Raw genomic sequence first — 20012 nt, 5'->3', positions numbered from 1 at the left:
TTACGGAGGAGGGGACGGCGGACGGAACCGCGGGGCCCTCATAGGAACCGCGTTGTGACCACGCGGGGGCCCCGTGTGGGCGTGAACAGGGCGCGCACGGGGGCGCGCACGGTCTCAGCGGCCCGGACGGAAGCCCTTCACGGCCTCCTCGTAGATCTCCGAGACCTTCTCCCGCTCGCTCTCCGGGCCGATCACCTGGACGACGTAGTAGCGGCCGCCGTCGATCAGCGCGAGGTTGCGGACGAAGACCTCCCGGCCGGTGCTGTCCAGCCAGGTGTAGTGCCCCTCCGCCGTGGGCGTGCGGCCGATGTCCACCCGCCGGGCCTTCACCAACTGCGACCAGCTGGACTGCCGGTAGGGCTCCAGCTCCCGCTCCTTGGAGTTCTGGTACTCCAGCGGGTCCGAGCCGTGGTCCCGGACGCTGTCCCGGCCCGGGACGACGATCATCGTGAAGTCGCCGCCGGTGTAGCGGACTTGGCCGGCGTCGTTGATGGAGCTGCGCCGCCAGTCGCGCGGCACGCCGACCCGGAAGCCCTCCGGGTCGTCGCGCAGCGCGTAACCGGCGGCCAGGGCGGGGCCGGTGGCGGGCGGGGTGGTGGGCGGGGTGGTGGTGGGCTGCGGCCCGCTGGACGGGGCCGTCGGGGTCGGGGTCGGAGTCGGGGTGGCGGGCGGAGGGGTGGTGGGCGCGGGGGCGGACGGGGGCGTGGTCGCCGACGGGCGGGCGCCGGCGGGCGCCTCGCCGCCCCTGGGCAGCGCGAAGGCGGCGTACGCGAGGGCGGCGCCGACCAGCAGGAGGACCACCATCAGCAGCCTGCGCCCGAGCGAACGCGGGCGCGGGCGCGCGGGAGTGCGCGGCGGCTCGGGCTCCGCGTCCTCGTGGTCGTACGTGTACCCCTGCTCGTACGCGTACCCCTGCTCGGGCTCGTACGGCCGCCCGGTTTCCTGGGAACGTTCGGGCTCGTACGGCCGCCCGGGCTCGTACGGCTGTCCGGTTTCTTGGGGACGTTCGGGCTCGTACGGCGGGTGGGGCTGTTCCGCCGGTACGGGGGCGGGCGGCGGCGCCTGCCCGCGGCGGGGCTCCTTGCCGCGCCGGTGCCGGTGGCGTCCGGAACCCGCGGCGGCGCGCCGGCGGCGCACCAGCTCGCCCCTGCGGCGCAGGATCGGCAGCCGCCTCGCGTCGAACCGGGACGGGGTCGCCGCCGCGAGGTCCGCCTCAGGCTCCGGCGCGGACCGCACCAGCGACCGGAGCCAGCCGCGCAGCTCCTCGAAGTCCGGGCGCTCGGTGGGGTCCTGGCGCAGCAGCGACTCCACCACCGGGCGCAGCGGGCCGCACTCCTCGGCGAAGGCGGGCGGCTCCGCGCAGACCAGCTGGACCAGCTCGGCCGCATTGTCCTCGGGGTACGGGGCGTGGCCCTGGACGGCCCGGTAGAGCAGGGCGCCGAGCGCCCACAGGTCGGTGGCGGGGCCGATGGGCGGGGCGAGCCGCCAGTTCTCGTGCACGGGGCCGGCCTGTTCGGGCGCCCAGCGCTCGGTGACGGCGCCGACGACGGCGATCCGGGTCTGCCGGGCCCGCTCGGCGGCGAGCCGGGTCGCGGGGCCGCGGTACCGCTCCCCCTCCGGCCCCGGCTGCGCCGGGACGGTCGCCCCGGCGGCCGTCGGGCGGGGAAGGCCGGGGGTGGCGGCGGGCGCGTATCCGGCGGGCAGGGCGGGCCGGCCCGAACCGGGCAGCACGGAACCTCCGCCGGCCGGGACGTGCGGCGCGTTGTCCCGGGACGCGTGCGGGCCGTCGCTCCAGGTGCCCTTGAGCATCAGGCGGGGCGGGCGCGGGCCGTCCCGGCCGGTGGGGTCCCCGCCGTACGCGTCGCCGTCCTCGTCGTCCTCGTCGTCCTCGTCGCCGTCCTCGTCGTCCGCCGTCCGCGTCCACCACTGCGGGGCCGGTCCCGGCCGGGTCGCCTCCGGGCGGACGGGCGGCCCCGGTTCGGTCCGGACCTCGGGCTCGGGATCGTGCTCCGGCTGGGGCCGGGCCTCGGGCTCGGAGGGGCGGGGGGCGGGGAGCGCGCCGGTGTCGCCGAGCCGCGCGGCGGCGGCGCGGGTGGCCGCGCGGTAGGCGGCGATGGCCCCGGCCCTGGCCGCCCGCAGATCGGCGCTGGGCGGCACCGCGGGGGCCTCCGGCGGGCTCGCGGGACGGGGCGCCGGCGTCGCCCGGCCGTAGGGATCGGCACCGTACGGGACGGGCTCCGGGCCCGGCGTCGGCGGCAGCGTCGGCGACGGCGGCTCGGGCGCGGCGGGCTGAAGACCGGCGGGCAGCGCGGCGACACCCTCGGGAGCCGCGTACTCGCCGGTCTCGTAGACCTCGGTCTCGTAGACCTCGGTCTCGTAGTGCCGGGTCTCGAAGTGCTGGGTCTCGTACGTCTCGTCGGCTTCGTACGTCTCACCGGCCTCGTACGTCTCTCCGGCCTCGTACGTCTCTCCGGTCTCGTACGTCCCCTCGGCCTCGTACGTCCCGTACGCCCCCGGCTCCTCGTACTCTCCCGGCTCCTCGTACGCCTCGTACTCCCCTGTCTCCCCGTACCCCTCCTCGTCCGGCTCGGGGGCGCGGAAGGCGGGGTCCTCGGGGTCGGGGACGGGGGCGTAGCCGCACAGGGCCTCCTCGGCGGCGCCGGCGGCGAGGCCGGTGAGGAGGACGCGGCCGTCGTCGCAGACCAGGACCGTGCGGGCGGTGATGTTGCGGTGGACCCAGCCGTGGGCGTGGAGGGCGCGCAGGGCGGTGAGGACGTCCGCGGCGATCTCGGCGGCCCGGAACGGGTTGAGCGGGCCGTCGGCGAGGAGGGCGGAAAGGGGGCGGGCGGCGATGTGTTCGCTGACTATCCACAGCGAGCCGGCTTCCGCGAAGACGTCGAAGACCTGGTCGAGTAAGGGGTGGTCGGGGATCTGGGCGGCGGCCTGCGCCGCCTCGATCGCCCGGCGCACGACCGGCTCCGCCGGTCTGCGGGTGGCGCCCCCGCCGCCGTACGGGCCCGTGGGCGCGGGTCCTTCGCCGAGGACCTCCGCGTCCACGACCTCGGGCAGCGGGACCTGACGGATCCGCACCTCCTGCCCGCTGTACGTGTCGAAGGCGCGGGTCTCGGCGAGGTCGACGAGGGCGTCGGCGCCGGCGGGGGGCACCGGCAGGCGGTAGCGCTCAGCGAGCACTCTTCCCGCGTACTCGTCCACGGCGCCTCCCCCTGCGCTTCGGTCGTCCCCCGTCCCTCACGATACGGGCCCCGGTCAGTCCTTGGGCGTGAACGTGGCGAACGCCGTCTCGCGCAGCGTCCGGCACTGCGCGCCGTCCCACTCGGCCGCCTTGCAGGTGATCATGATCGAGTAGCCGCGCCTGGCGTCGACCTTGAAGCCGCGGTTGAGGACGCGGACCCGCTCGCCCTTCTGGTTCCGCTCGAAGCTCCAGTCCGCGACGGTCGGGTAGCCCTTCCACGACACCGTGTCGATGCCGAGGTGCTTGTAGCCGCTGCTGGTGAGGCGGACGCCTCCGACGGCGGCGAGCCAGGCGGCCTTGGCGTCGTCCTTGGGGCTGCCGTTGAAGTCGACCTGCACGCGCGGGAAGCCGCCGCTCCCGCTCCATATGGCGCCGCCGCTGTACCCGTCTATGGGGCGCATGACGAAGGAGGAGGGCATGGCCATGGAGAAGTGGAAGCGGTCGTTGGTGACCAGCGCGTAGCCGGCCGGGAGGGCCGCGCCGCCGTCGGTGCCGCCGCTCGGCCCGGTGCTGGGCGTGGTGCCGGTCGGGTCGGCGGAGGTGTCGGGGGAGCCGGTCGAGCCGCTCGTCGAACCGCCCGTCGCCGTCGCGCCGCCGTCGGCCGCCGCGCCGTCGCCGCCGGGCTGGGCGTCGCCCTGCTGGCCGGGGTCGCTGGGCGAGCCGCTCGCGCCGCCGTCGCCCGCGGAGCCGCCGTCGCCGCCGGCGGTGGCCCCGGCGGAGGCGGTGGTGTCGCCGCCCTTGCCCTCGTCGCCCTTGTCACCGCCGCTGAGGGAGACGGCGAGGATGGTGCCGAGCAGGGCGAGGACGACGACCGCGGCGATGATCACCAGGGTGCGGCGGGGGACGACGTCGGTGAGCGGGGCGCGGACAGGGGCCGTACGGGATCCGGCCTGCGGGGACACGGGCGACGGGCCCGCGCCCTTCGTCGTGCCCTTCGCCGGGCCCTTCTCCGCGTCCCTGCCCTTGGCGCGGTCCTTCCCCTTCGCCTCTGCCTTGGCCGCCGCGGCCGCGTTCCGCACGGAGGCCAGGGCGCCCCGCATCCGCTCGGCGGCGGGCTCGGGGGCCTTCTCCCGGGCCGTCGCCGGGGTCTGCGGCTCCTGCTCGGGGCGGGTCGGCAGCGGGACGATCCGGGTCACCTCGGGGCCCGGCTCGGGCGTCGGCTCGGGGGCGTCGAGCACGGCGCGCAGGAGCACCCGGGCGCGGGCGTCGTCGAGCCGCTGCGCCGGGTCCTTGGCGAGCAGCCCGTAGATGACCTGCTCCAGCTCGGGGCCCGCGTTCTTCGGCTGGTCGACGGGCTCGGTCATGACGGCGGTGAGGGTCGCGATCGCGGAGCCCTTGTCGTACGGCGGGCAGCCCTCGACCGCCGCGTACAGCAGGCCGCCCAGCGACCACAGGTCGGCGGCCGGCCCCGGCTTGTGGCCGCGGGCGCGCTCGGGCGAGATGTACGAGGGGGCGCCGACGAGCATGCCGGTGGAGGTGATGGAGGGGTCGCCCTCCACCTGGGCGATGCCGAAGTCGGTGAGGACCACGCGGCCGTCGTCGGAGATGAGGACGTTGGAGGGCTTCACGTCGCGGTGCAGGATGCCCTCGCGGTGCGCGGAGCGCAGCACGTCGAGGATGGCGAGGCCGACCTCGGCGGCGCGGCGCGGGGTGAGGACGCCGTCCTCGCGCACGGCGTCGGCGAGCGACTTGCCCTCGATGAGCTCCATGACGATCCAGGGGCGGTCGTCCTCGTCGACGACGTCGTAGACGGTCACGGCGCCGTTGTTGCGGATCTTGGCGATGGCCTTGGCCTCGCGCAGGGTCCGGGTGATCAGACGGCGCTTCTCGTCGTCGTCGATGCTGCTGGGGAAGCGGAGTTCCTTGACGGCGACCGTGCGGCCGAGGGTCTCGTCGACGGCGCGCCAGACGGTGCCCATGCCGCCGCGACCGAGCAGGGCTCCGAGCCGGTAGCGGCCGGCGAGCAGCCGGCCCTCGGTCTCGGCGGTGGTGGACGGGGAGTCCTTGCGGAGCCGGTCGGACGCGGGGCGCTGCCCGTCGCCGTCCCCGGCGCCGAACCCGGCCCGTCCGGTGGACGGCTCGGTCCCCGGCACGCGGTCACGCGGCGCGTCCGCGCCCGTCCCCGCCCCCGTACCCGCCCGCGCGTCCCGAGCCACGGCGTCCTGAGGCTTCGTGTCCGGGAACACGGCGTCCTGAGGCTTCGTGTCCGGGGACACGGCGTCCTGAGGCTTCGTCCGCTGAGGCTCCGTCTCCTGGGGCTCCGCGCCCTCCGGCTCGGCGTCCTGGGGCTTCCCGGCCGCCGCGGGCTCCGTGGCCCGCGCCGCCTCGTCCCGCTCCGCCTCGCGCGCGGCCGGAACCGTCCCCCGCCCGCCGTCGGTCGCGGCCCCCGCGGCGGCGTCCCGCCGGGGGTCCTTCGCCGTGTCCCGCGACTGCTCCGACTCCGACATGCGTCCCCTCTGCGATCCCTGATCTCCGCCGCGCCCGCCGCACTCCGCACGCTCCGGCAACCCGCCCTGGAAGAGAGCCCATTGTCCCTCACCTCACGGCGGGCGGCGCCCCCGGGTCCAGACTCCGGTATGACGACGCGCCACCACCACCCCCGGGTTCCCTCCCGTCCCGGACGTACCGTCAGGCGGAGCCCCCGTCAGATCGGGACGATGTCGGGCGCACCGAGCCTGGCGGCGTCCGCCGTGAGGTCGTCGGGCTGCCGCTGCGACTCGCGCTCCGCCTCGACCCGCTTCTCGTAGTGCTCGACCTCCTTGTCGATCCGGCTCGCGTCCCAGCCGAGGACCGGGGCCATCAGCTCCGCCGCCTCGCGCGCGCTGCGGGTGCCGCGGTCGAAGGTCTCGATGGAGACGCGGGTGCGGCGGGTGAGGACGTCGTCGAGGTGGCGGGCGCCTTCGTGGGAGGCGGCGTAGACCACCTCGGCGCGCAGGTAGTCGTCGGCAGCGGCCAGCGGCCGGCCGAGCGAGGGGTCCTCGGCGACGAGGGCGAGCAGTTCCTCCGTCAGGGAGCCGTACCGGTTGAGCAGGTGCTCCACGCGGACGACGTGGAGGCCGGTGCGGGCGGCGATCCGCGCCCGCGCGTTCCACAGCGCGCGGTAGCCCTCGGCGCCGGCCAGCGGGGTGTCCTCGGTGACGCAGGGGGCGACCCCTCCCCAGGCGCCCCGCGCGGGGGACGCCCCGAGGCCGAGGCCGTGCACGGCCTCGTCGACGGCGTCCTTCGCCATCACCCGGTAGGTCGTGTACTTGCCGCCGGCGACGACGACGAGGCCCGGCACCGGGTGGGCGACGGTGTGCTCGCGGGAGAGCTTGCTGGTGGCGTCGGACTCGCCGGCGAGCAGCGGGCGCAGACCGGCGTAGACCCCCTGGACGTCGTCGCGGGAGAGGGGGGTGGCGAGCACCGTGTTGACGTGTTCGAGGAGGTAGTCGATGTCGGCGCTGGAGGCGGCGGGGTGGGCCTTGTCGAGGTCCCAGTCGGTGTCGGTGGTGCCGACGATCCAGTGCCGTCCCCAGGGGATGACGAAGAGGACGGACTTCTCGGTGCGCAGGATGAGGCCGGTGGTGGAGTGGATCCGGTCCTTGGGGACGACGAGGTGGATGCCCTTGGAGGCGCGGACGTGGAACTGGCCGCGCTCGCCGATGAGGGCCTGGGTGTCGTCGGTCCACACCCCGGTGGCGTTGACGATCTGCTTGGCCCGGACGACGTACTCGCCGCCGGTCTCGACGTCCTGGACGCGGGCGCCGACGACCCGCTCGCCCTCCCGGAGGAAGCCGGTGACCCGCGCGCGGGCGGCGGCGAGGGCGCCGTAGGAGGCGGCGGTGCGGACGAGGGTGAGGACGAAGCGGGCGTCGTCCATCTGGGCGTCGTAGTACTGGAGGGCGCCGGTGAGGGCGTCCTTGCGCAGGCAGGGGGCGACGCGGAGGGCGCCCTTGCGGCTGAGGTGGCGGTGGACGGGGAGACCGCGGCCGTGGCCGGAGGAGACGGACATGGCGTCGTACAGGGCGACGCCGGAGCCCGCGTAGAGCCGCTCCCAGCCCTTGTGCTGGAGCGGGTACAGGAAGGGCACCGGCTTCACCAGGTGGGGGGCGAGCCGCTCCAGGAGGAGTCCGCGCTCCTTGAGCGCCTCGCGGACCAGGGCGAAGTCGAGCATCTCCAGATAGCGCAGCCCGCCGTGGATGAGCTTGCTGGAGCGGCTGGAGGTGCCGGAGGCCCAGTCGCGGGCCTCGACGATGCCGGTGGAGAGCCCGCGCGTGACCGCGTCGAGGGCCGTGCCGGCGCCGACCACGCCGCCGCCGACGACGAGCACGTCCAGCTCGCGCTCGGCCATGGCCGTCAGCGCCTCGGCGCGCTCGGCGGGTCCCAGTGTCGCTGTCCTCACGGTGCCGCCTTCCGTCGTCCTGTGTGGTCCCGTCGTCCCCGCGTCCCTCTTCGCTCCGGAAAGCGGACCGGACCGCGGTACGGCCCGGTTCTCTGTCCCGATTCTGGACCCGTCCGGGGGCTTCGGCCACCGCCCCGCACGGAACTGTGGATAACACTCGGCAAGCTTCGATCATGCAATGCCGCATATCGGTCATATTTACTCCTAGTCTGACATTGGTTACGTGTTGCGTACGCACCACACAACGGCTACCGGGAAGGACGGCCCACCCCCCATGCCCGCAGACCTCGCCGTCATCGGCCTCGGCCACCACGGACTCCCCCTCGCCCAGGCCGCGACCGCCGCGGGCATCGCCACCGTCGGCTTCGACACCGACCCCCGGCCGGTCGCCGAACTCGCCGCCGGCCGTCCCCCGGTGGACGGCTCCCTCACAGCCTCCGAGATCCGCCGCATGCTCTCCGGCGGCTTCCGGGCCACCACCAGCCCCGCCGAACTCGGCCGGGTCCGCACCGCCGTCCTCTGCTCCCCGACCCCCCTCGGCCCCGACGGCGCCCTCGACCTCACCGCCGTCACCGACGCCGCCCGCGCCCTCGCCGCGCGGCTGCGCCCGCACACCACCGTGCTCCTGGAGTCCCCCGTCCCGCCGGGCACCACCGAGGGCGTCCTCCGCGAGCTCCTGGAGGACGGCTCGGGCCTGCGGGCCGGCCGCGACTTCCACCTCGCCTACTCCCCCGGCCGCCTCGACCCCGGCAACCGCCTGCCCGGCCTCACCGGCACCCCGAAGGTCATCGGCGGCCTCACGCCCGCGTGCACCGAGTCCGCCGCCGCCTTCTACGGCCGCTTCACCGACAAGGTGGTACGCGCGCGTGGCCCCCGCGAGGCCGAGACGGTCAAGCTCCTGGAGACCAACTTCCGGCACGTCAACATCGCCCTCGTCAACGAGATGGCGGTGCTCTGCCACGAACTCGGCGTGGACCTCTGGGACGTCATCCGCTGCGCCGAGACCAAGCCCTTCGGCTTCCAGGCGTTCCGCCCCGGCCCCGGCGTCGGCGGCCACGGCCTCCCCGTCGAACGGCTCGGCACCCACCGCCCGCTCCGCCTCGTCGAACTCGCCGGCCAGGTCAACCAGCGGATGCCGCAGTACGTCGTCCAGCGCGCCGCCGCCCTCCTCAACGAGCACGGCAAGTCCGCCCGCGCCGCCCGGATCCTGCTCCTCGGCATCACGTACAAGCCCGACCTCGCCGACCGCGAGGGCTCCCCCGCCGACGAGATCGCCCACCGCCTCATGGACCTCGGCGCCACGGTCAGCTTCCACGACCCGCACGTCCCCGACTGGCGGGTGCGGGACCTGCCCGTCCCCCGCGCCGACTCCCTCTACGAGGCCGCCGCCCACGCCGATCTGACGATCCTTCTCCAGCACCACCGCGTCTACGACCTCCAGGGCCTCGCGGTGAAGGCGCAGCTCCTGCTCGACACCCGGGGCGCCACCCCCGCCGGCACGGCGCACCGCCTGTAGCCCCGGCCGGTCCCCGCCCACGGGTAACGGGTGGGTCACTGTCCGCACGGACTGCTAGTCTCCGGCCCTCTCGATCGCACACCCGTGCGCCATCCACCGTAGGGGGACCCGCCATGAGCCAGCCCGTACCGCCGCCGGACAACCCGTACGCCGGAGGCCCCGGCCAGCAGCCCGGCCAGAACCCGTACGGCCAGCCCGCCCCGGGGCAGAACCCGTACGGTCAGGCTCCCGCCGGGCAGAACCCGTACGGGCAGCCCCCGGCGGGCCAGAACCCCTTCGGCCAGGCCCCCGGCGGCCAGAACCCCTTCGGCGCCTACCCGCCGGCGCCCGCCCCCCGCCGGAACAACGTGGGCCTCGGCATCCTCGCCGCCGTCGTCGCCGCGCTGGTCACCGCGGGCGTCTACGGCGCCATCCTCGGCGCCGTGGAGATCCAGATCGGCTGGGCCGCCGTCGGCGTCGGCTTCGCGGTCGGCTTCGCCGCGGGCAAGGCCGGCGGCAACAACCCGGTGCTGCCGATCGTCAGCGCGATCCTCGCGCTGGGCGCCGTGTACCTCGGCCAGCTCGTCGGCATCGCCGTCTTCGCCTCCAAGGAGTACGGCTTCCCGTTCTTCGAGCTCTTCTTCGAGGAGTTCGGCATGCTCACCGAGGCGTGGAGCGAGGCCAAGGATCCGCTGACCTTCCTCTTCCTCGCGCTCGGCCCGGTCGCCGCCTTCTCCGGTGCCAAGAAGGCCGGCTCCTCCGGCTGACCCGGAGCACGCGCGTACGCGAGAGGGCCCCGCACCGGCCGGTGCGGGGCCCTCTCGTCTGCGTACCGGGGGCGTCAGCGCTTGTGCTGCGCGTCCGCGACGGTGACCTCGACGCGCTGGAACTCCTTGAGCTCGCTGTAGCCGGTGGTGGCCATCGCGCGGCGCAGGGCGCCGAAGAAGTTCATCGAACCGTCCGGGGTGTGCGACGGGCCGGTGAGGATCTCCTCGGTGGTGCCGACGATGCCCAGGTCGACCAGCTTGCCGCGCGGCACGTCCTCGTGGACGGCCTCCATGCCCCAGTGGTGACCCTTGCCGGGCGCGTCCGTGCCGCGCGCCAGCGGCGAGCCGATCATCACGGCGTCCGCGCCGCAGGCGATGGCCTTCGGCAGGTCGCCGGACCAGCCCACGCCGCCGTCGGCGATGACGTGCACGTACCGGCCGCCGGACTCGTCCATGTAGTCGCGGCGGGCCGCGGCCACGTCGGCGACGGCGGTCGCCATCGGGACCTGGATGCCGAGCACGTTACGGGTGGTGTGCGCGGCGCCGCCGCCGAAGCCGACCAGGACGCCCGCGGCGCCGGTCCGCATCAGGTGCAGGGCGGCGGTGTACGTGGCGCAGCCGCCGACGATGACCGGGACGTCCAGCTCGTAGATGAACTGCTTCAGGTTGAGCGGCTCGGCCGCGCCGGAGACGTGCTCGGCGGAGACCGTGGTGCCGCGGATCACGAAGATGTCCACGCCCGCGTCGACGACGGCCTTGGAGAACTGGGCGGTGCGCTGCGGGGAGAGCGCGGCGGCGGTGACGACGCCGGAGTCGCGCACCTCCTTGATGCGCTGCCCGATCAGCTCCTCCTTGATCGGAGCGGCGTAGATCTCCTGCAGACGGCGGGTCGCCGTGGCCTCGTCCAGCTCGGCGATCTCGTCGAGCAGCGGCTGCGGGTCCTCGTACCGGGTCCACAGACCTTCGAGGTTCAGCACGCCGAGGCCGCCGAGCTCGCCGATCCGGATGGCGGTCTGCGGGGAGACGACCGAGTCCATCGGGGCGGCCAGGAAGGGCAGCTCGAAGCGGTAGGCGTCGATCTGCCAGGCGATCGAGACCTCCTTCGGGTCCCGGGTGCGCCGGCTCGGTACGACGGCGATGTCGTCGAACGCGTACGCCCTGCGGCCGCGCTTGCCGCGCCCGATCTCGATCTCAGTCACGATGTGTGGCCTTTCCCTCTATGTCTGCGCCTACCAGTATCCCCGACACGCGCGTGGGGGGCGGCTCCGGCCACATGCCGGAACCGCCCCCTCCCGTGTGCGCGGACTACTTCCTGCTGTAGTTCGGCGCCTCGACGGTCATCTGGATGTCGTGCGGGTGGCTCTCCTTGAGGCCCGCCGAGGTGATCCGGACGAAGCGGCCGTTCTCCTGGAGCTCCGGGACGGTGCGGCCGCCGACGTAGAACATCGACTGGCGCAGGCCGCCGACCAGCTGGTGCACCACGGAGGCGAGCGGGCCGCGGTACGGCACCTGGCCCTCGATGCCCTCGGGGATCAGCTGCTCGTCGGAGGCGACGCCCTCCTGGAAGTAGCGGTCCTTGGAGAAGGACTTGCGGTCGCCGCGGGTCTGCATGGCGCCGAGCGAGCCCATGCCGCGGTACGACTTGAACTGCTTGCCGTTGATGAAGAGCAGCTCGCCCGGGGACTCCTCGCAGCCCGCGAGCAGCGAGCCGAGCATCACGGTGTCGGCGCCCGCGACGAGCGCCTTGGCGATGTCGCCGGAGTACTGGAGGCCGCCGTCGCCGATGACCGGGACGCCGGCCGCCTTGGCGGCGAGGGACGCCTCGTAGATGGCGGTGACCTGCGGGACGCCGACGCCGGCGACCACGCGGGTGGTGCAGATGGAGCCGGGGCCGACACCGACCTTGATGCCGTCGACGCCGGCGTCGATCAGCGTCTGGGCGCCGTCGCGGGTGGCGACGTTGCCGCCGACCACGTCCACCGAGGAGTTCGACTTGATCTTGGAGATCATGTCGCCGACCAGCTTGGAGTGGCCGTGCGCGGTGTCGACGACGATGAAGTCGACGCCGGCCTCGATCAGGGCCTGGGCGCGCTCGAAGGAGTCGCCGGCGACGCCGACGGCCGCGCCGACGAGCAGCCGCCCGTTGGCGTCCTTGGCGGCGTTCGGGTACTTCTCGGCCTTGACGAAGTCCTTGACCGTGATGAGGCCCTTGAGCACGCCGGCCTCGTCGACCAGCGGAAGCTTCTCGATCTTGTGGCGGCGCAGCAGGTCCATGGCGTCGACGCCGGAGATGCCGACGTGGCCGGTGACGAGCGGCATGGGGGTCATGACCTCGCGCACCTGGCGGGTGCGGTCGGACTCGAAGGCCATGTCGCGGTTGGTGACGATGCCGAGCAGCTTGCCCGCCGGGTCGGTCACCGGGACGCCGCTGATGCGGAACTTGGCGCAGATCGCGTCGGCCTCGGCGAGCGTGGCGTCCGGGTGCACGGTGATCGGGTCGGTCACCATGCCGGACTCGGAGCGCTTCACCAGGTCGACCTGGTTCGCCTGGTCGGCGATGGAGAGGTTGCGGTGCAGAACACCGACACCGCCCTGCCGGGCCATGGCGATCGCCATGCGCGACTCGGTGACCTTGTCCATCGCGGCGGAGAGCAGCGGGATGTTCACCCGCACGTTCTTCGAGATGTACGAGGCGGTGTCGATCTGGTCGGGCGCCATGTCGGACGCGCCGGGCAGCAGCAGCACGTCGTCGTAGGTCAGCCCGAGTGTCGCGAATTTACCGGGCACTCCGTCGACGTTGGCAGTCATGACACCTTCCCAAATGGCCTTGATCGGTGCGGGATGTCCATGCTAACGGGCCGGAGCGGTGTCTCATTCCACGATCAAGATCAGCGGGAAGCTTTGGACATTCGTACGTGTACGAAAGGGACGACAGTGGCCGGTGAGGCTTACTGCTCGGCCAGGGCCCGCAGCCGGCTGAGGGCGCGGTGCTGGGCGACCCGGACGGCGCCCGGGGACATGCCGAGCATCTGGCCGGTCTCCTCGGCGGTCAGTCCGACGGCGACCCTCAGGACGAGCAGCTCGCGCTGGTTCTCCGGGAGGTTGGCGAGGAGCTTCTTGGCCCATTCGGCGTCGTCGCTGAGGAGGGCGCGCTCCTCGGGGCCGAGGGAGTCGTCGGGCCGCTCGGGCATCTCGTCGGAGGGCACGGCGGTGGAGCCGGGGTGGCGCATGGCGGCCCGCTGGAGGTCGGCGACCTTGTGTCCGGCGATGGCGAAGACGAACGCCTCGAAGGGGCGGCCGGTGTCCCGGTAGCGGGGCAGGGCCATGAGGACGGCGACGCAGACCTCCTGCGCGAGGTCCTCGACGAAGTGGCGGGCGTCGCCGGGCAGCCGGCTGAGCCGGGTGCGGCAGTAGCGCAGCGCGAGCGGGTGGACGCGCGCGAGCAGGTCGTGGGTGGCCTGCGCGTCCCCTTCGACGGCGCGGTGGACGAGCGCACCGATCTCCCCCTGCCCGGCAGGCATGGGGGAACCCATGGTCTCGTCGTCGCGCATCGCTCCATGGTGCCTTGACGCCTGTCCGTCCGTGGCACCCTGTCCGTAGTTGTGCACCGAAGCGTTATGAGCAGGTGCGCCTGGATTCATCTCTGGCGCCCTCCCCTTCCGCTCGATCGACTCGTCCCCGAGGAACTCCACACCTCAAGGATGCGGCATCGGGCGGGGAAGTGACACAGGCCCGCCCCGTCCGCCCCTCGGCGGACGGGGGTACGGACGGGGAAGCGGCGGGTGTCCGCCGGTTCAGCGGACCGGATTCCGGGCGGGTGACCGCCGGTTCAGCGGACGAGACCCCAGCGGAATCCGAGCGCGACGGCGTGCGCCCGGTCGGAGGCCCCGAGCTTCTTGAAGAGGCGTCGGGCGTGGGTCTTGACGGTGTCCTCGGAGAGGAAGAGCTCGCGCCCGATCTCCGCGTTGGACCGGCCGTGGCTCATGCCTTCGAGGACCTGGATCTCGCGCGCGGTGAGGGTGGGCGCGGCGCCCATCTCGGCCGAACGGAGCCGGCGCGGGGCGAGCCGCCAGGTCGGGTCGGCGAGCGCCTGGGTGACGGTGGCCCGCAGCTCGGCGCGCGAGGCGTCCTTGTGCAGGTAGCCGCGGGCGCCGGCGGCGACCGCGAGGGCGACGCCGTCGAGGTCCTCGGCGACCGTCAGCATGATGATCCGGGCGCCGGGGTCGGCGGAGAGCAGCCGGCGGACGGTTTCCACACCACCGAGGCCGGGCATCCGCACGTCCATCAGGATGAGGTCGGAGCGGTCCGCGCCCCAGCGGCGGAGGACCTCCTCGCCGTTGGCCGCGGTGGTCACGCGCTCCACGCCGGGCACGGTCGCGACCGCGCGGCGAAGCGCCTCTCGGGCAAGCGGGGAGTCGTCGCAGACGAGAACGGACGTCATGACTGACCTCCGCGGCTCTCGCAGCTGATGCGCGTCACCTTGAGCCTCCAGGGCTGGTACGTATCGTCACCTGTGCGGTTGACGCTCCCGGACACCTGCCCGATCGCTTGTTCATTCAACCGCCTCGCACTCTCAACGATGGTCACCCGAAAGAGTTACGGGTCGGACGGGACCTTCGCCACTCCTTGTGAGGGGCCGTGCACGGAGAAGAGCGTCGCCGGGCCGCGTCGTCCATCATCAGAAGCTATGCCCCATTTAGCGGGTTTTCTTCCCTTTTCGCGGTGTCTGTGGCTAGATTCGCAATGAGTCATATTTACATCTACTTCGACAGTAGTCGGATGGATCGGACCGACCGGGGCAGGAGGAACCCCGGAGCTACAGCCAACTCCCGCCCACCCACCAACCCGTCTCGACACGGTTTCAAGGGGACTAGCGCAATGGCAGATTTCTCCCGCCTTCCCGGACCCAACGCCGATCTGTGGGACTGGCAACTGCTCGCGGCCTGCCGCGGCGTCGACAGCTCCCTGTTCTTCCACCCCGAGGGAGAGCGCGGCGCGGCACGGAGTGCGCGTGAGAACTCGGCGAAAGAGGTCTGCATGCGGTGCCCGGTCCGCGCGCAGTGCGCGGCACACGCACTCGCCGTGCGGGAGCCCTACGGCGTATGGGGCGGCCTCACCGAGGACGAACGCGAGGAACTCATGGGACGCGCGCGCAACCGCCTGATCACGGCGGCGCCGGCGACGTCCGCCGGCCGATCGATCGTGGGGCACGCCTGAAGGAACGTTTCCTCACGAGCGGAGGCCCGGCCCCCGGCCCCGAAGGGCCCGGTCCGGGTGCGGGCTACGCGCGCGTGGCGGCCCGGGTCAGCTCGTCCAGGGTGGCCGCGACGGCCGGGACCTGGGCCAGGTCCGGCAGGGTCAGCGCCACGATCTCCCGCTCCACGGCGGGCTCGACCGCGACGGTCCTGGCCCCCTTGGGCCGTACCGACTCGATGGCCAGTTCCGGCAGGACGGCCACGCCGAGCCCCGCGCCGACCAGCCCCACCACCGCCGGGTAGTCGTCGGTCGCGAAGTCGATGCGCGGGGCGAAGCCGGCCTCCTCGCAGACGTCGACGAGCTGGCGGCGGCAGCGGGGGCAGCCGGCGATCCAGGAGTCCCCGGCGAGCTCGGCGATGGAGACCGAGCCGGCGCCGGCGAGCGGGTGCGTCTCGGGGACCAGACCGACGAGCCGGTCGGCGAGGAGCGGGCGGACCACCAGGTCGTCCCATTCGCCGGCCGTCTGGCCCGATCCGTACCGGAAGGCGAGGGCGATGTCGCAGTCGCCCTCGCGGAGCATCTCGACGGAGCGCGGCGGTTCGGCCTCGACGAGGGAGACCCGGGTGCCGGGGTGGGCGGCGCGCAGGGCGGCGAGCGCGGTGGGGACGAGGGTGGAGCTGCCGCTGGGGAAGGAGACCAGGCGGACCCGGCCGGCCCGGAGGCCCGCGATGGCCGCGACCTCCTCCTCGGCGGCGGTGAGTCCGGCGAGGATGCCGGCGGCGTGCCGGACGAGGACCTCGCCCGCCTGGGTGAGGCGCATCTCGCGGCCGGTCCTGATGAGCAGCGGGGTGCCGGCCGAGGTCTCCAGGGCCTTCATCTGCTGGCTGACGGCGGGCTGGGTGCACCCGAGCTCGCGCGCGGCGGCCGAGAAGGAGCCGGTGGCGGCGACGGCCCGCAGGACGCGGAGGTGGCGTGCCTCGATCATGGATCGAGCATAAGCGATTCTTGGGTGCGAGCGCGAATATTCGATCAAATCTTTGAGGAAGCGTCGGAAAGGTCCGCTTATGCTGCCCCCATGACGCTACTCAGTGTGAACGCGGGCCGGGCGAAGGCCGTCGGCTACACCGACTCCGCCTCCGGGACGACGGGCATCGACAAGCGCCCGGTCGACGGGCCCGTACGGATCCAGGCTCCGGACCCCGGCGGGGTCGGGGGGAGCGGCGTCGCCGGGGACACCGTGTGCGACCCGCGCTTCCACGGGGGCGCCGACCGCGCGGTGTACGCCTTCGCCCGCGAGGACCTGGACCGCTGGGAGCGGGAGCTGGGCCGGGAGCTGGCGAACGGCTCCTTCGGCGAGAACCTGACGACGAGCGGCCTGGACGTGAACGGGGCGCTGATCGGCGAGCGGTGGCGGATCGGCGAGGACGTGGTCGTCGAGGTCACCGGCGGCCGGATCCCCTGCCGCACCTTCCAGGGCCACCTCGAGGAGAAGGGGGTCGACGCCAAGGGCTGGGTCCGGCGGTTCACCCAGGCGGAGGCCGGTCCCGGCGCGCTGCTGCGGGTGATCGAGCCGGGCGAGGTGCGGGCCGGCGACCCGGTCACCGTCGTGCACCGGCCGGACCACGGCGTCACGGTCGCCTTCCTGCACCGGGCGGCGACCACCGAGCGGCGCCTGCTGCCGGAGACGCTGGTGGCCGCCGCGTGGATGGAGTCCGGACTCCTCGCGCTCGCCCGCCAGTACGCGGAGAAGTACGGGGATGGCGACGGGGCCGGGGCCGACGGCTGAGGACGGGAGCGGGGCGGGACCGGCGGCCGGGTACGGGAAGCGGGGGCGGGAACGGCGGCTGAACCCCCGTCGTACGGCGGCCCGGTGACGCGGTCCCGGGCACTACGGTTCCGGTATGACCACTGCACTGATCACGGGAGCCACCGCCGGCATCGGGGCCGCCTTCGCCCGCCGGCTGGCGGCTGACGGCCATGACGTCGTCCTGGTGGCGCGGGACCTGAAGCGCCTTCGGGAGCAGGCCACCGAGCTGCACGACCGGCACGGGGTGGAGGCCGAGGTGCTCGCCGCCGACCTCTCCGAGGAGGAGGGGATCGCCGCCGTCGAGGCCCGGCTCTCCGACCCGCGCCGCCCGGTCGACCTGCTGGTGAACAACGCGGGCTTCGGCAACAAGGGCCGCTTCCTCGACGTGTCGATGGCCGACGAGCTGAAGATGCTGACCGTGCACTGCGAGGCGGTGCTCCGGCTGACCTCCGCCGCGGCCGGCGCGATGAGGGGACGCGGGCGTGGCGGGGTGGTGAACGTGGCCTCGGTGGCGGCCTTCGTGCCGCGCGGCACCTACGGCGCCTCGAAGGCGTGGGTCGTGCAGTTCACCCAGGGCGCGGCCAAGGACCTCGCGGGCAGCGGGGTGCGGCTGATGGCGCTCTGCCCGGGCTTCGTGCGCACCGAGTTCCACGAGCGGGCCGGGATGGGGACGGACAACATCCCCGGCTGGATGTGGCTGGACGCGGACAAGCTGGTGGCGGCGGCCCTGTCGGACCTGGCGCGGGGCAAGACCCTGTCGATCCCGGACCCGCGCTACAAGGCGCTGATGGGCGTGGTGAAGCTGGCGCCGCGCTCGCTGCTCGGCGGGGTGTCGTCGAAGGCGGGACGGAAGTACGGCCCTCAGTAGGGCGGTTCTCAGGAGGGCGGTTCTCAGGAGGGCGGTTCTCAGGAGGGCGGTTCTCCGGAGGGCGGTTCTCCGGAGGGCGGTTCTCCGGTGGCGGCGACGCGGGAGACGGTGCCGTCCCGCCATCTGACGTGGAGTACGGTCCCGTCGACCACCCGGACCTCCGCGAGGGCGGCGGCCGGGGCCGGGCCGGGCTCGCCGGTGAGCGAGACGAGCGCGGCGAAGAGCGCGACGGGGCCGCCGGTGGTGCCGTGGACGGCGGGGGTACGGGTCGGGGCCGGGCCCTGGAGGGTGGGTCCTGTGGCCAGGTCGGTGACCTCGGGGCCGTAACCGTGCACGGGGTGGAGCTGGGAGACCGGTGCGCCGGGGCCCCCGGCGGTGGCCCAGCCGGTCTGCCGTACGGGGGTCCCCTCCGGGGCGTCCAGGACGAGGTGGACGCGGAGTTCGGCGCGGCCGTGGGCGAGGGTGGTGGAGACGACCCGGACGCCGGGCAGCGGGGTGTGCGCGGAGACGGCACGGTCGGGACCGCCGGCGAGCGGTTCGGCGGGGCCCCGGTGGGTGGCCGTGCCGTCGGGGCCGAGCAGCGCGAAGTGGTTGTCGGCCGGGTCGGGGGGCGCGGTGGGGCCGGTGCGGGTGGCGTAGGCGAAGCGGGCGTAGCCGGGGTCGTCGCCGTCCTCGCCGCCGGCGGCGACGTGGTTGCTGCCGTGGTTGTGGAGGCGGACGAGGCCGTCGGCGGCGGTGGTCTGGACGAGCAGGCCGGTGGGGCCGAGGGGGCGGACGGAGTCGGCGCGTTCGGCCGGGAGGGGTTCCTCGGGGTCGGTCCAGGCGGGGTGGTCCGCGGGGAGCAGCAGGCCGAGGAAGCCCTTGGCGGCCCAGTAGGGGGAGCCGGGACCCGAGTAGGGCTGGACGAGCGGGGCGTGGGGGCCGTGCCAGCCGAGGGTGAGCAGGCCGCGGGCGTCGGTGGCGCCGCGGTCGAGGAAGTACCGCAGGGAGCCGGAGGCGAGGCGGCGGGTGGCGCCGGGGGTGAGCGGGGTGTGGCCCGTGAGGGTGCCGAGCCAGGGGGCGGCGGCCGCGGCGAAGCGGTAGATCAGGGAGCGGCCGTAGGGGACGGGGGCGCCGGTCGCGTCGAAGAGGCGGGCGTGGTCGGCGAGGTGGGCGTGGAGCCGGGGGCCGTAGCGGTCGAGGAGGGCGCGGTCGCCGGCGAGGTGGGCGTGGAGCACCGGGTAGAGGTGGAGGGCCCAGGAGTTGTAGTGGTCGAAGGCGCGGTTGTCGCCGTCGCTGTACCAGCCGGCGCCGAGGTACCACTCCTCGATGCGGGCGAGGGAGCGGTCGACGGTGGCGGCGGCGCGGTCGGTCCCGTCGCCGGCGTCCTGGAGGAAGCCGGCGACGGTGAGGCCGAAGAGCCACCAGTTGTTGTCGACGGGGGACGGGGCGAGGGCGGGCCGCAGCCAGTCGGCGACGCGGTGGCGGGTGCGGTCGGTCAGGCGGTCCCAGAGCCAGGGGCGGGTGAGGCGCAGGGCGAGGGCGATCGAGGCGGATTCGACGATCGCCTGGCGGATGTCGGCGATCAGGGGCCAGGCGTCGGGGTCGTGGCCGGCGCGGGGCGCGGCGGTGCCGGGCGCGGCGGTGCCGGCGGCGAGCCCGGCCGCGTACCGGTCGAGGTGGCCGTGCGGGTCCTCGCCGTGGGCTCCGGCGACGCGGAGGGCGGCGAGCAGGAAGGTGCGGGCGAAGCCCTCCAGGCCGTCGGAGCGGGCGCCGGACCAGCTGGGGCGGGGGCCGGGGAGGTCGATCCGGCCGCCGCGCGGGGAGGCGTACGGGCGGACGGCGAGGAGGAGCCGGTCGGCGGCCTCCTCCCAGTGGGCGCGGGTCCAGCCGGTGTACGGGCTGAGCTCACGGTCCTCGGGTGGCGTGGGCATGATACTCCCTGGGGTCCGTGGGACGGATGACGACCGCGCCACCGGGGCCCCGGCGGGGTCCGGCGTGCTTCGGGCCGGTCGTAGGCGGGCTTCGGCCGGTCGTCGACTGGCTTCCCGCCGGTCGTCGGTCGGCTTCGACCGGTCGCCACCGGGCCCCGGCAGGCTTCGACCAATCGCCAGCCCCGGCGGGGTCTCCGTCGGCTTCGGCCGGTCGCCGGAATCCTCGGCGGGGGACGATCGAATCGTCAAGAGGTCCGGATCGAATGATCGAAACTCCCGCCGTTCGATCATTTCGTCTATGGTCGGTGCATCCCAGGCCGGGATCCACCACC

The 20012-nt window shown here is 74.2% G+C and carries 13 protein-coding genes and 2 pseudogenes; 6 read left to right on the top strand and 9 right to left on the bottom strand.

The window, feature by feature from the left end:
• Positions 1-114: 114 nt before the first annotated feature.
• The 3 genes from ACIGHB_RS05840 to ACIGHB_RS05830 form a co-directional block, all read right to left on the bottom strand.
• Positions 115-3213 (bottom strand): protein kinase, encoded by a 3099-nt coding sequence (locus ACIGHB_RS05840; protein WP_399909790.1) that lies wholly within the window; start codon positions 3211-3213, stop codon positions 115-117.
• Positions 3214-3267: 54 nt separating this feature from the next.
• Complete coding sequence (locus tag ACIGHB_RS05835; RefSeq protein WP_399909788.1) at positions 3268-5700, bottom strand: serine/threonine-protein kinase; 2433 nt, start codon at positions 5698-5700, stop codon at positions 3268-3270.
• A gap of 197 nt (positions 5701-5897) precedes the next feature.
• On the bottom strand, positions 5898-7634 hold the full coding sequence (locus ACIGHB_RS05830) for a glycerol-3-phosphate dehydrogenase/oxidase (RefSeq protein WP_360308855.1): 1737 nt from the start codon (positions 7632-7634) through the stop codon (positions 5898-5900).
• A gap of 274 nt (positions 7635-7908) precedes the next feature.
• Between ACIGHB_RS05830 and ACIGHB_RS05825 the strand changes: the two genes are divergently transcribed.
• Together ACIGHB_RS05825 and ACIGHB_RS05820 are read left to right on the top strand one after the other, a co-directional pair.
• Complete coding sequence (locus ACIGHB_RS05825) at positions 7909-9150, top strand: nucleotide sugar dehydrogenase (protein ID WP_360308858.1); 1242 nt, start codon at positions 7909-7911, stop codon at positions 9148-9150.
• Positions 9151-9263: 113 nt separating this feature from the next.
• Positions 9264-9896, top strand: a complete 633-nt coding sequence (locus ACIGHB_RS05820; protein ID WP_399909785.1) for a hypothetical protein — start codon at positions 9264-9266, stop codon at positions 9894-9896.
• Between the two features lie 74 nt (positions 9897-9970).
• Here ACIGHB_RS05820 and ACIGHB_RS05815 read toward each other — a convergent pair whose 3' ends face one another.
• The 4 genes from ACIGHB_RS05815 to ACIGHB_RS05800 form a co-directional block, all read right to left on the bottom strand.
• A complete protein-coding gene (locus ACIGHB_RS05815) occupies positions 9971-11095 on the bottom strand; it encodes a GuaB3 family IMP dehydrogenase-related protein (protein WP_360308864.1) in 1125 nt (374 codons plus the stop codon).
• A 106-nt stretch (positions 11096-11201) separates the two neighbouring features.
• A complete protein-coding gene (gene guaB / locus ACIGHB_RS05810) occupies positions 11202-12704 on the bottom strand; it encodes an IMP dehydrogenase (RefSeq protein WP_360308867.1) in 1503 nt (500 codons plus the stop codon).
• Between the two features lie 140 nt (positions 12705-12844).
• The gene (locus ACIGHB_RS05805) at positions 12845-13447 is read right to left on the bottom strand and encodes a sigma-70 family RNA polymerase sigma factor (protein WP_030494308.1); all 603 of its coding nucleotides are present in this window, start codon (positions 13445-13447) and stop codon (positions 12845-12847) included.
• Positions 13448-13725: 278 nt separating this feature from the next.
• Positions 13726-14337, bottom strand: coding sequence for a response regulator transcription factor (locus tag ACIGHB_RS05800; RefSeq protein WP_003948568.1), 612 nt, complete (start codon positions 14335-14337; stop codon positions 13726-13728).
• 437 nt (positions 14338-14774) lie between these two features.
• Here ACIGHB_RS05800 and ACIGHB_RS05795 point away from each other — a divergent pair, with 437 nt between their 5' ends.
• Positions 14775-15113: a WhiB family transcriptional regulator gene (locus ACIGHB_RS05795; protein ID WP_360308871.1), complete on the top strand. Its 339-nt coding sequence runs from the start codon at positions 14775-14777 to the stop codon at positions 15111-15113.
• Positions 15114-15177: 64 nt separating this feature from the next.
• Here the strand turns inward: ACIGHB_RS05795 and ACIGHB_RS05790 are convergent, their stop codons facing one another.
• Positions 15178-16077, bottom strand: coding sequence for a LysR family transcriptional regulator (locus ACIGHB_RS05790; protein ID WP_360308874.1), 900 nt, complete (start codon positions 16075-16077; stop codon positions 15178-15180).
• 90 nt (positions 16078-16167) lie between these two features.
• On the opposite strand from ACIGHB_RS05790, the gene ACIGHB_RS05785 reads away from it, so the two are divergent.
• The 3 genes and pseudogenes from ACIGHB_RS05785 to ACIGHB_RS05775 form a co-directional block, all read left to right on the top strand.
• Positions 16168-16878, top strand: coding sequence for an MOSC domain-containing protein (locus ACIGHB_RS05785; RefSeq protein ID WP_399909781.1), 711 nt, complete (start codon positions 16168-16170; stop codon positions 16876-16878).
• A 115-nt stretch (positions 16879-16993) separates the two neighbouring features.
• A complete protein-coding gene (locus ACIGHB_RS05780; RefSeq protein WP_360308880.1) occupies positions 16994-17767 on the top strand; it encodes an SDR family oxidoreductase in 774 nt (257 codons plus the stop codon).
• 37 nt (positions 17768-17804) lie between these two features.
• Positions 17805-17894, top strand: a pseudogene (locus ACIGHB_RS05775) (hypothetical protein); the annotation flags it as partial.
• Here the strand turns inward: ACIGHB_RS05775 and ACIGHB_RS05770 are convergent.
• A pseudogene (locus ACIGHB_RS05770) lies at positions 17863-19680 on the bottom strand (DUF2264 domain-containing protein); the annotation flags it as partial. The pseudogenes ACIGHB_RS05775 and ACIGHB_RS05770 overlap by 32 nt on opposite strands.
• Positions 19681-20012: the final 332 nt, after the last annotated feature.

Source organism: Streptomyces sp. NPDC085460 (genome assembly GCF_044541975.1).
Classification (GTDB): domain Bacteria; phylum Actinomycetota; class Actinomycetes; order Streptomycetales; family Streptomycetaceae; genus Streptomyces.
This window is presented reverse-complemented; position numbering and strand designations above follow the sequence as displayed.

Bases quoted from the DNA above. Each gene is read 5' to 3' on its own strand.
- ACIGHB_RS05835 (WP_399909788.1), bottom strand. From the start codon at position 5,700: ATGTCGGAGTCGGAGCAGTCGCGGGACACGGCGAAGGACCCCCGGCGG.
- ACIGHB_RS05825 (WP_360308858.1), top strand. From the start codon at position 7,909: ATGCCCGCAGACCTCGCCGTCATCGGCCTCGGCCACCACGGACTCCCC.
- ACIGHB_RS05820 (WP_399909785.1), top strand. From the start codon at position 9,264: ATGAGCCAGCCCGTACCGCCGCCGGACAACCCGTACGCCGGAGGCCCC.
- guaB (WP_360308867.1), bottom strand. From the start codon at position 12,704: ATGACTGCCAACGTCGACGGAGTGCCCGGTAAATTCGCGACACTCGGG.
- ACIGHB_RS05805 (WP_030494308.1), bottom strand. From the start codon at position 13,447: ATGCGCGACGACGAGACCATGGGTTCCCCCATGCCTGCCGGGCAGGGG.
- ACIGHB_RS05800 (WP_003948568.1), bottom strand. From the start codon at position 14,337: ATGACGTCCGTTCTCGTCTGCGACGACTCCCCGCTTGCCCGAGAGGCG.
- ACIGHB_RS05795 (WP_360308871.1), top strand. From the start codon at position 14,775: ATGGCAGATTTCTCCCGCCTTCCCGGACCCAACGCCGATCTGTGGGAC.
- ACIGHB_RS05790 (WP_360308874.1), bottom strand. From the start codon at position 16,077: ATGATCGAGGCACGCCACCTCCGCGTCCTGCGGGCCGTCGCCGCCACC.
- ACIGHB_RS05785 (WP_399909781.1), top strand. From the start codon at position 16,168: ATGACGCTACTCAGTGTGAACGCGGGCCGGGCGAAGGCCGTCGGCTAC.
- ACIGHB_RS05780 (WP_360308880.1), top strand. From the start codon at position 16,994: ATGACCACTGCACTGATCACGGGAGCCACCGCCGGCATCGGGGCCGCC.